The sequence below is a fragment of the Shewanella livingstonensis genome, from assembly GCF_003855395.1.
In the GTDB taxonomy this organism is placed as follows: Bacteria; Pseudomonadota; Gammaproteobacteria; order Enterobacterales; family Shewanellaceae; genus Shewanella; species Shewanella livingstonensis.
In genome coordinates this window covers 678,059-689,784 of record NZ_CP034015.1, presented here as the reverse complement: position 1 = coordinate 689,784, position 11,726 = coordinate 678,059, and the positions used below count along the sequence as shown (strand labels likewise).

Genomic DNA, 11,726 nt, shown 5'->3' with positions numbered 1-11,726 from the left:
ATCCAATCAGTAGTTTTCATTATGCGTTAACCGCCTTTGACTACATTAAGCATATCCCACATAGGAAGATAAATACCTAGCGCTAATATCAATACAATGCCAGCGACAAACGCGATAAGAATAGGTTCTAATTTAGCCGTCAGATTTTTTAAATCGTAATCAACCTCACCTTCATAAAAATCAGCAGCATCATTTAATAGTTGATCTATTTGGCCCGTCTCTTCGCCCACTGCCACCATTTGCAATACTAATGGAGTAAACAATTGGCTGCTATTAGAAACCCTTAGCATTGATTCGCCTGATTCAATGCCATGGCGCATACCAACAATTTTATCATGCATATAAGCGTTATCAACCGCATCGGCTACCAAACTTAATGCTTGGGTCATGGGAACACCCGCACTAAGCATCATTGAAAAACAGCGACAGTAACGTGAAAGAGTTGAACGCTCAATAATGGAGCCAATAACCGGAATATGCAGTTTCCATAAATCCCATTGCTTCTCGCCCTTATCTGAATGATGCCAATACCGGATGCCAACAACTACGCCAATGAATAGCACTATCATGTGAGGCCAAAAATTTACAAACAAATTAGAGGTGCCAATTAATATTTTTGTCGCCCATGGTAATTCCGCACCAAAACGAGAGAACATGTCGGCAAACTTAGGGATCACCATAATATTTAAAATAACCATCGCGATGGTTATAGCAATAAGCACAAACATCGGATAACGCATGGCGGCTTTAATCCGCCGACGGGTTTCTTGTTCTCGTTCAATATAACCAGACAACTGAATAAAGGCGTCTTCCAATTTACCGGTATTTTCGCCCACATGGATCATCGAGACAAATAACGAATCAAATATATCCTGATGCTGATTCATGGCAGAAGATAGCGGTCGACCTGAAGTAAGTTGAACAGAAATATCATCCAAAGCTTTTTTCATGCGGTCTGAATGAGTGGTTTCAGATAAGCCAGCAATGGCCCTTAAAATAGGGATACCTGAACGTGTCAGTGAATACATTTGTCGACTAAAAATTTGTAATTCTTCCAACGACACTTTGCTTTGAAACAAACTCATTGAAAAAGGTTGCTTCGTTTTTACCTCACGTAATTCTAATGGAATAATCCCGCGAGAAAGCAAGGCATCCGCCGCAGCGCTTTCATTAACAGACTCAAGTTGTGAACTGACAGCCTGTCCTTGTGAATTACGTCCGCGATATTGGTATATTGGCATCGTTATGCCCCAACATCTTGCTGGCTAATAACATCTTCCGACAATGCCACTTTAGACTCGCTGACATCTTCAACCAGTTTTGACACTTCTTCTAGTGTGGTCGTGCCAAGGAATAAGTACTCCATAGCAGAATGCGCCAATGGGATAAAATTAGGACTGCGCAGCGCCGCTCGGGCAAAATCTTGTGGATTACCAGTTCGCATGGCATCAATCATGTTCTCATCGAGTTCGAGTATTTCAAAAATACCGATACGACCACGATAGCCAGAGCCATTACAGGTTTGGCAACCACGGCCCACTTTAAAGGTGGCACTACTAATATCTTTTTTAGTCACACTCGCAAGCCAACTGCGTTCAGCCGCTGTGGGTTGATAATCTACCGCACAATTATGACAAACACGCCGCACAAGACGTTGAGCGATAATAACGCGCAAGGCACTGGCCACTAAATAACTGGCAGCGCCCATATCGAGTAATCGCAATGCACTGGTAACAGCATCATTTGTATGTAACGTTGATAACACAAAATGGCCCGTTAATGCACCTCGTAAACCAATTTCGACGGTTTCTCGATCACGCATCTCACCAACCATGATAATGTCGGGATCTTGACGAAGGGTGGTACGCAGTACGTTAGAAAAGTCTAAGCCAATCTTGTGATTAACTTGGACTTGGTTAATGCGGGGCAATTGATATTCCACCGGGTCTTCTACTGTAATAATTTTTCTGTCGGCGGTGTTAAGCTCACTTAAAATACCGTACAGCGTGGTCGTTTTACCACTACCTGTTGGCCCTGTAACTAACAACATACCGTGAGGCCGTTTAATCTGTTTACGAATACGCGCCACAATGTGCGGTGGCATACCGGTTTCATCTAGCGTGCGCAGTCCGGTGGTTTGATCTAATAATCGCATTACCACAGATTCACCATGGTAAATCGGCATAGTCGACATTCGCACATCGATTTTATGACCTTTTATTTCCATACGAAAACGGCCATCTTGTGGCATACGCTTCTCTGAAATATCCAAACCCGCCATCAATTTAAGCCGTAACACTAAGGCCGAGGCGATATTCACTTCACTTAATGTATTTTCATGCAATTGGCCATCAATACGCTGACGGATCCGCAACACTTTCTCACCAGGTTCAATATGAATATCTGACGCACGCATTTGCACTGCATCTTCAAAAATAGACTGTAATAACTTAACCACTGTGGTTTCGTTATCACTGTCACTTTGAGTCAAATTAGCTAAATCGAACATGTCATCGGCGGCATATTCTTCATCTAACTTGCCGGCAATCTCTGCAATTTGCCCGGTACGGCGATAAAGATTGTCAAATGCATCGAGTAATTGTTGTTCTGGCGCTACCGCAATCATTAACTGTTTCGGGGCAACTAATACTTCAATATTATCGATAGCCTGCAAGTCGGCAGGGTCGCTCATAACCACTAACACATGGTCCGCATGGCTCTCAACAACTAAAGCACGATAACGTCGCGCCTGCACTTCAGGGAGAATATTGACCACTTCGGCGGCAATAGGTCGACGACTAATATCCAGGTACGGTAAATTAAGCTGATGAGATAAAAACTTAAGTAACTGATCTTCAGTAATACTGTTTAAATCAATTAATGTACGGCCGAGCTTTTTACCCGAATTGCGTTGTTCCGCTAATGCTTGTTGTAATTGATCGTCAGTAATAATCAGCTCTTGAACAAGAAGATCTCCTAACCGCATCTTTAATTTAGGTTTCATCGGTTTTCTCCTAGCTGATCTAAACGCTTTTCAATAAATGTCATGGCAGAAGTGGATAACCCTTCATAACTTAATGCTGATCGGTAAGCCTGGGCAGCTTGTGAATATTTTTTCTGCGAATCTAAGGCATAACCTAAACCCATCCACCAGCGAGACTGAGTCGACTCGGATACCAATAGGTTACGGTAAGCCGCTTCTGCTAAAGCAAAGTTTTTCGAATTTTGGGCCAAATCGGTTTGGGCGATCCATTTATCACGAGCCCACGACGACTTATCGGGGATCATTGCCACTGTCGACAATGCTTCATTATAGGCTTTTATCTCAATTTGAATCCGCGACAGAATCACATAAAACTCCCATTGTTGCGGAAACATACTAATGCCACTTTCGAGCAATCGCATCGCCGTTGTGGGATTATTTTGCGCATAATAAATTTCAACCAGTTGCTTACGGGCATTATGTAAACTCGGTTGTAAAATAATCGCTTCTAAATAGTAACCCGCGGCATCATCAAGTCGCTGTGCTTGCTCGGCATCCATCGCTTTGCGGTATTGCAACTGTGCCATTTGCGCCTTGGAAAGAACCACTTCTTTTATCGTCATATCCACAGGCTTTTGACTAACAACAGCGGCTTGCGCTACTGAACCTGAAAATTCTGCTGCTGTTAATACTGGATTAGTTTCAAGGCTATTTGAGGCACGGTTAAGTGGTGCAGTATTATTAGCTATCTGATTAGATGTTGCCTCGTTAGCTGCAGGCGCATTCGAACTTGAAATACGGGTTTTGTCGGTGGCAGTTTCGGTGGCGACTAATATCGGTTGTGCTTTAACTGTTTTAGGCTCTTTAACGCTAGCTTGTTGTTCAGGCATATCATTTGTTACGGCTTTAGCCACTAATGCAGTGCTCTTGACTGGTGTATCGAGCTTGGATATTTGATCCTCTGTCTGAATGCTGCTGTCTTGAATTATTGCAGCCGTATTCACTTCAGTTGATGCTTGAATGGGTTTTTGAATTGGCGTAGGTGTTGAGCTTAGAGCCTGCTGAGGTAGAACAATCTCACCGCTATTATTATTTTGTGGCGGACTCAGCACTAACGATTTAATGTTATTTTCTGTTGCTGTGTCTATGGCCGCTGAGTCACTGGCTATTTGTAGGTTACTTTGGCGGTACATAGACACACCAAACCATAATGTAGGGATCAAGAGTACTGTAACAATAATAAGGCCAATGAGTGGTGAACGAGATTGAGTAACAGATTGATACTGAACTTGTGGACGCACGAATTCACCCACTGGTGGTGTCGATGAATTTTCAGTTCCTGGTTGCTGACGCTGCTCTAAATCATTCAGCATCTTAATAATAACGCTCATTTAATCTCGCTTATTTGTGTCATCCATTCACCACAACAATTATCGTCATTCAATCCGATAATCAACATCACAGCCGCGAGCAGCATAATTATCAGCATACTGACACGAGAGAACCTCACTTTGTGTTGTAAGTTAATATCTTCAGTATCGACTATTGCAGCAAGACAATGTCGAGGTAGTACCTTTTTTTGACCCTGGCCATAACATAGCAATAAACTCTTATGTGCCAATATATTAACCAAGCGCGGAATGCCTCGAGCCGCTTTTGCAATGCGTTTAATATCCGCAGTGCTAAACAGTTCAGGCCCTTGATAACCGGCTATAGCAAGTCGGTAACCAATATAAGCTTGTATCTCATCCCATGTTAACGGGCGTAAATCATAACTAAAGGTAATGCGTTGTCGTAATTGTCTAAATTTAGGTTGGGCTAAACGCTCATCTAATTCTGGTTGACCAAATAGTACCACTTGCAATAATTTACGACTTTCGGTCTCTAAATTAGTAAATAATCGTAACGCTTCAATACTTTCATCAGGTAATGATTGCGCTTCATCCAGCACTAACACCACATGAAAACCTTGATGATTTAATGCTAATAAACGTTCATGGATAAGCCTTGTTAGTTGTTGCTGATCGACTTTATTGGGTAATGCTAAGCCAAGCTCTCCTGCTACGGCCCAACGTAATTCTTTAGGATTCAAATAGGGATTGGGTAAATAAGCACAGTGATATTGAGTCGGCAAATCGTTCAACAACTTACGACAAACTAAGGTTTTACCAGTACCCACTTCACCAGTAACCTTGATAAAACCTTCACCGGTTTGTAATGCTGTTTGCAGCACTTGCAACGCTTCCACATGCGGCGACAACCCAAAAAAGAAACTCGTATTTGGGGTAAGCGTAAAGGGCAATTGACTTAAGCCAAAGTGCTGCAAATACATAATTACTGGCTATCCCTTATCAATTTCAACCGCCACACTTATCAACCGCGACTACTTAGAAGGGTACCAACGTTCGATTAAATCTTGCGAGCGCTTTAATTCATCCTTCCATGTGTCACCACCCACAACCGTTGGCTTTAACATAATAATCAATTCTGTTTTCTTTTTAGATTTAGTGCGACTAGTGAATGCTTCGCCCAGAAAAGGTATATCACCTAGTAAAGGTACTTTAGACACGGTTTCAATATTTTCACTCTTCATCAAGCCACCAATCACCACCACATCACCAGAAGCGGCGCGGATAACAGTATCCGATTCACGGATCTCACTTTGTGCTAACGGTAGCTCTAAAGTTGAATCACTGATTTTAATTTCTTTGGTTTGTGAGGTCACGTCAATCACTGAAGGATGGACATGCAATATTACGTTGCCATATTCATCAATCTGAGGCGTCACATCTAAAGCAATGCCTGAGAAAAATGGCGTTAGCTCAACCTGTGGAGTGGTAACCGGAGTCGTACCGGCTACCGTTGTTGAAGATACATCGGTGACAAAGTATTCGTCATTGCCGACTTTAATAACCGCTTTTTGGTTATTAGAAGCCGTCACTCGAGGGCTTGAAAGTACATCAACATCACCTTGAGTATCGAGCAAATTAATAATGGTACTGAAATCGCTGCCGGTAAAGTTAATCGACGTTACACCGCCTATCGCAGATGTAATGGCATTACTTAACCCTTGTCCTGCTGAGGTACTAAAATCAACGTTGGTACTGCCAGCATGACCTAAGACATTTTCCCATTGGATCCCTTGCTGGTAACCATCCGATAAGGTCACTTCTATAATTTTTGCTTCTAAAATCACTTGGCGCTGTAAATGGCTTTCTGCAATTTGTAAGAAACTACGAATTTGACGTAATTCATCAGGGAAAGCGCGAACGGTTACAAGTCCTGCTTGGGGGGTCACTACAACTTGTCGGCCACCACCGGTTTCCCCCATAATGGACATTAATGTGGCTTGTAATTCGCCCCAAAAATCAGTCTTGGTTGTTGAACGAATAAACGTGCCATTGGTATTGTCACTACTGTTGGAATTACCATTGCTACTATTGTTACTCGAACTACTGTTATTACTCGAGCTACCATTGCTGCTACTGCCATTACTTGAATTACTATTTTGATCTGAAATTCGACCAGAGCTAACCGAAGTTAATGACAACCCTTCACGCTGCATGTAGATATAATTTAGAGGAAAGGTTTCTGTTCTCATTCCCGAGGGGAATACGCGTAAAATACGACCTTCTCGATTCACTTCGTAACCGTAAATGTCCTCAACAACTTGAATGGCTTCTGCCAAGGTCACCGCTTTTAATGATAACGATATTTTACCTTGCACATCAGGATGTACCGCCACGCTTAATGGCGTGTCTTTTACCAAGCTTGGAAAAAACACTCTAGCATCAACTTCGTTTGCTGACACATCAAAACGACGCTCCGCAGGTAAGGCCCTTGCTGATTGGTTCAACACATTCGTGCCATTAAGCTCACGTTGAACATCATCAGGCATTGCCGCTGGAGGTGGCACTACAACTTGGCTAGCTTCAGCTTGCTGTCTTGACTCATTCAAAGCCGCTTTTGCGTTTTGTGGATCCGGCCTGTCCGTCGTTTGGCAAGCAACTAAGCACAGCGACATCAGAGGAGTAACGTATTTAATCACATTCATTTTTATTCTTATCCTATCGCTCTGTTATCGACTGAAATAGCTGAAGTTTTCTTCCATCTGACAAGGTAACATAGTCTTTATTAATCTTTGATACTCGTAATCCACTACCGCTAACAGTGTCACCTACCGATAAAATAATATTATTAATGACTGCGTAGCTATGTTGACCACTAACAATACTGTTTAATACTAAAGATTGATTATCGGTTTTAGCCATAACAGCAATAAAACCCTGACCTGGTAAGGTTGGATCACGTAATGTTTGTGCGTTAGCGACCGACATTAATAGCATCATTAGGCAGGATGCATACGCCATAGAATTAATCTTGTTTGGCAACACTGATAAAGTCCTTATTCACACTCAGTGTGTAAAGTTCTAATTCAACTAACGCACCGGGATGAGATTCAACACGGTAATCCAAACGCTTCCAATACAGTTTATCTGGCATACTCTCAACGGCTTTTATAAACGCTAAAATCGAAAAGTAATCGCCTTGTAATATCAGCTTAATACCATGACTGTAAAGATTAACTTTACTGCCATCACCCACCTGTAATAAGGCTTTAGGCGCTATAGAAGCAAACGAAAGTAACGAGACACCTTTCACATTACCCAGTAAATTCGCTAATACCGTTGGCATATAGTCGGCGGGCACCATATCAACCATTTGGTTAGTTAAATCGGTATCAATCAATTGCATCTGCTCGGTAATCAACTGTAACCGTTGCTGATAATCTTGATTAGGATCAAGTTGCAAACGTTCTTCATAGAGCGCCACTTGTTGTATAGAAATCGAATTTTCCTGCTGCACTGCCTCAAGTTGATTTTGCAAACCTTGTTGCTGTTTCCAAAGCGACTCTAATGGCATATATAACAACATTCCCACCACAACGAATAGAGCGAGCGCAATCAATATCCGCTCTCGTTGACTTAACTCATTAAACTTTGACGACCACACCTGCCATTGCTGCTTCATTGTGCCGGCTCCTTAGCAACGGGTTGGCTTATCAATTTAAACGCCAATGGTTGTGCTTCGCCGCGATCCATTGTCATCGCTGAAAAAGCATAACCCTTTAGCGTTGAAGTGGTTTTGAGTTTATCTATCCAAAGTGGAATACTTTGTGGATTACGACCATAACCTTCAAACTCAATGCGCTGAATATCAGAGTTTTGTTGTTCAATAGTAATGTGACTTAACCACACACTAGAATCCGCCACGGCAGCCAAATCGGTCAACATTGGCGAGTAGCCTTGGCTAATCAGAGTATTGCGCTGACTAAGCTCATCCTTTAACATTTTTTTAAGATCTAAACGCTGTTGTTCAAGCTCGACCTTCGCGACTAAATCTGCATTAGGCTTACGTTCAGCGATACTTTGCTCTAACTGCACTTTCTGATTATTGAGACGATTTTTATCACTACTTGCCTGCTGACTTAAGGTTTGCAATTCATTAGCATGCCAAAATCCTGCAGCATAAAGTAGCGCGCTACACACGGTGAAAAAAGCCAATGCAAGCATCATTCTTAAAAAGGTTAGCCTTTGTTTTTTCGGCAATAGATCGAGGCTATATAAATTAACGCCAGTTTTTATCACGTTTCACCTCGAGCTAATTCCTGCAACGCTAACTGAGCCAGTAAACTCGGCACGCCACTATGAGCAACGGCAAGCACTTTTTGATTAAAGTTAGCGCCGACGAGATTGGCCAATGATGAACTATCACCCTCTGCCAGAATACTAATCGACCCCACTGGGGCTTGACGCAGTTGGCTTTCAAAATAGTCCATAGACCGTTGAATCTCCAAACTAAGATTATCGGCTAAGCCTTGCTTTAACTCTTCTAAAGTCGCTTTATTCAGGTGATTAAAACCTCTCACACGACGTTGCATTAACACTTCACCAGCCTTAACAACCAGCAACAGTAATTCTTGTTGCGGCAAGTGAGCTACCAGCATATGAGCCATATTGTCGTGGGCTAACACATGGCTTAATGCCAGTTCCTCAATGCTGATGCCGGCGACCTGTAACCCATTGTCGTCACAAGCACTCGCCAGCTGAGTTAAAAACTGACGGCTACTAACCACCACATTCACTTTGGTACTGGAGATAAAACTAGATTCAAAATAGTCCAAATAGATATTAGTAACCGGCTCCGACACCATATCTTTAACAGACCAGATCAATGCTTGGGTTACTTCACTAGGCTCAACATTAGGTTTTTCAACTTGTAACAATTGATAATATTGTTGCGACAGTACTAATTGCACCCGCACTCTACCAAACTGGCTTTTCAGTGCATCAAAGGCTTGAGACCAATTATTTTTTTGTACTAAAAACTCACTGATGACAGGTGCTAATTGTCCTTGCTGGGGTTTACACGCCCACAAGGAATTACCGGCGATAAATACGCCTACCTCACCCGTCAACTGCGATGTTTGCCAAAAGGCTAGTTTACTCAAAAAACCATTGTCCATTGCGTGGCCCATATTCGCTAACTTATTAAGTATTTAAGATTATTAATTGGAGATATATCATCAAAAAGAGACATTATTAATCTAATGTACAAACATATAATATCAACACCACTCGCTTAAGGTTCACTGTCTTTTTTAGTATTACCAGTCAAATTTATCACAATTAAGCTTTGTTACTGATTAGTTAATACTGTAACTCATCATTAATATAACGCACATTAGTTTAAGATAGAGAGCAATCTGTTGATAAACAAGGTTTAAGGTAAATTAATTACTGTAAACATAGCACTTTAACACTTAAATTTCAGATCTTTGGCCTAAAAAGTCACCCTGTGCAGCACTCACACCGAGAATTTTTAACGTTTGCCATTCTTCGAAACATTCAACGCCTTCAGCAATCACCTTCACTTCGGCTCGATAAAGGCCACCAATTAAACTGCGTATAAATAATTGATTTTCTGAACGTTGATGTACCCTGCGCACGATAGAGCGATGCAGTTTAACTAAATCGAAGTGATACTCCTGAATATAGTGAGTCCCTACAACAGATTGGCCAACATTATCTACAGCCAATTTAGCCCCCATTTTTCTTAGCATATCGAGAGTTTTAAGTAATGAAGTATTTTTCTGATTTTTGACAATAATATCTTCCGACACTTCAAAAATAAGTCGAGCCGCTAGAGGTCGATGTTCTAATAAGGTCGATTGCAACCAACGAACAAACGCCCTACTGGTTAAACTATCAAGACTTAAATTAATACTGTAAACCGATAAATTATAAGACATTAACCTGAAAAGCACTTGTTCCAGTACTTGCCGTTCAATCTGTGGCATCAATCCACATTTATTAGCCATCGGAATAAACAATGTTGCGCGTACATCGTTACCTTGCAAATCACGGGCACGACTAAATATTTCATAATGCATTGTCTGGTTATCACTGTCGACAATAGCTTGCTGTAAGGTAAAAAATCGTTTTGATACCAATGCATTCTCAATAAAACTGCGCCATCTAACTGAGCCTTTGGCTATTTGCTCATCCAATGCGCCTTTATCGTACATAAACCAATTATTAACACGTTGTAATTGTGCTGCACGAAGGGCCATTTCAGCTTCTTCAATCAGCTGGACTTGTAAGTCTGCCGCTTTAAAGAAAGCACAGCCCAAATGTAAAAAATTATCTGGATTACCAATGCCATGAAAAGGTAAAGCAAGGCAGGTTTTGAGTATTCGCTGCGCTAATTGATCGGCTTCTAACTGCGACAGCTGTGGTACTATAATGACTAATTGCGAATAACTACGTCGTGCAAATATACTGTCAGTGTATTGAGCTAGGGCAGCTGTAATAGCTTCCGTTGTTAGTGAGAGCATAGCCTTAACACCACTTTCACCGTATTGGTCTTCGACTAAATCAACGTCATCAAATTCAATTAACATCAATACACCATGAGCCACCATTTTTTGATTATGGCTGAGTCCATCAAGGCGATTTTGAAAGAATATCGGATTACCGATTTGGGTTTGTTTATCAAGAAAAGTATCTTTGCGGATAAATTGATCTAAGCGGCCGCGCTCTTTATGAGCATCATCAAGATCGGCGAGCAATTTACTGATCGCACGATTAATCATCCGCGGTTTACCGTTTGTTGGTACATCAGCAGCTTGCTTTAAATGGCCATCTAAAATGAGCTTGCTGCGCTGTGCAAGCTGCTCTATTCCATCTAACTCTCTTGAGTACCAACCATAACCAAAACGGACAAAAATCCCAATACTACTAAAACCAATCACAAGAATAATTAACTCATGCCAGCCCAAATTATGTAAAGAAAATGGCGGTGGTAAAGTCAACGACATTAATAATTTACCATGACTTAACTGGCTCTGATAAAGAGTCAAACTGTTTTTAGATGTATCGGCTTGATCGTGATGAAATTGATAAACGACTTGAGGGCCTTGCGACAGAGAAAAATCAACTGCTTTATAAGCCGTCAGTAAAGGAGGTAACCAAGTAGAAAATTGATTACTACCATGTTGTTGATAATCAGCCACTAACATGGTCTCTAATTCGGCCACTTTTTGTTGCTGAAAAGTGTAGGTCAACTGAGTAAAGCCCATCACCGCACACAGTAAAAATACAAAAGCCACTGCAGCTAATGAAAGCAGCCAAAAGCTAGTTAATTTTTTAGTAAGGATCTTGGTGAGTTTCATTTATCCGCT

10 protein-coding genes are annotated in these 11,726 nt (G+C 41.5%); all 10 read right to left on the bottom strand.

Annotated features, from left to right (window positions below):
* Positions 1 to 26: 26 nt before the first annotated feature.
* The gene (locus tag EGC82_RS03105; protein WP_124729452.1) at positions 27 to 1,241 is read right to left on the bottom strand and encodes a type II secretion system F family protein; all 1,215 of its coding nucleotides are present in this window, start codon (positions 1,239 to 1,241) and stop codon (positions 27 to 29) included.
* Positions 1,242 to 1,243: 2 nt separating this feature from the next.
* Positions 1,244 to 3,004 (bottom strand): GspE/PulE family protein, encoded by a 1,761-nt coding sequence (locus EGC82_RS03100; RefSeq protein WP_124729451.1) that lies wholly within the window; start codon positions 3,002 to 3,004, stop codon positions 1,244 to 1,246.
* Complete coding sequence (locus EGC82_RS03095; protein ID WP_124729450.1) at positions 3,001 to 4,374, bottom strand: tetratricopeptide repeat protein; 1,374 nt, start codon at positions 4,372 to 4,374, stop codon at positions 3,001 to 3,003. Before EGC82_RS03095 ends, EGC82_RS03100 begins: the two co-directional genes overlap by 4 nt.
* On the bottom strand, positions 4,371 to 5,315 hold the full coding sequence (locus tag EGC82_RS03090) for an ExeA family protein (RefSeq protein WP_124729449.1): 945 nt from the start codon (positions 5,313 to 5,315) through the stop codon (positions 4,371 to 4,373). Before EGC82_RS03090 ends, EGC82_RS03095 begins: the two co-directional genes overlap by 4 nt.
* A gap of 51 nt (positions 5,316 to 5,366) precedes the next feature.
* Positions 5,367 to 7,037, bottom strand: a complete 1,671-nt coding sequence (mshL, locus tag EGC82_RS03085) for a pilus (MSHA type) biogenesis protein MshL (RefSeq protein ID WP_124729448.1) — start codon at positions 7,035 to 7,037, stop codon at positions 5,367 to 5,369.
* A gap of 13 nt (positions 7,038 to 7,050) precedes the next feature.
* Positions 7,051 to 7,353 carry an MSHA biogenesis protein MshK gene (locus EGC82_RS03080; protein ID WP_164839082.1) on the bottom strand — a complete coding sequence of 101 codons (303 nt, stop codon included), beginning with the start codon at positions 7,351 to 7,353 and terminating at the stop codon, positions 7,051 to 7,053.
* Positions 7,354 to 7,357: 4 nt separating this feature from the next.
* Positions 7,358 to 8,014 (bottom strand): MSHA biogenesis protein MshJ, encoded by a 657-nt coding sequence (locus tag EGC82_RS03075; RefSeq protein ID WP_124729446.1) that lies wholly within the window; start codon positions 8,012 to 8,014, stop codon positions 7,358 to 7,360.
* Positions 8,011 to 8,631: a fimbrial assembly protein gene (locus EGC82_RS03070; RefSeq protein ID WP_124729445.1), complete on the bottom strand. Its 621-nt coding sequence runs from the start codon at positions 8,629 to 8,631 to the stop codon at positions 8,011 to 8,013. The genes EGC82_RS03075 and EGC82_RS03070 overlap by 4 nt, the downstream gene beginning before the upstream one ends.
* Entirely contained in the window at positions 8,628 to 9,509 is an 882-nt protein-coding gene (locus EGC82_RS03065; RefSeq protein ID WP_124729444.1) for a biogenesis protein MshI, read from the bottom strand. Before EGC82_RS03065 ends, EGC82_RS03070 begins: the two co-directional genes overlap by 4 nt.
* 297 nt (positions 9,510 to 9,806) lie before the next feature.
* Positions 9,807 to 11,717, bottom strand: a complete 1,911-nt coding sequence (gene csrD / locus EGC82_RS03060) for an RNase E specificity factor CsrD (RefSeq protein WP_124729443.1) — start codon at positions 11,715 to 11,717, stop codon at positions 9,807 to 9,809.
* Between the last annotated feature and the right edge of the window lie 9 nt (positions 11,718 to 11,726).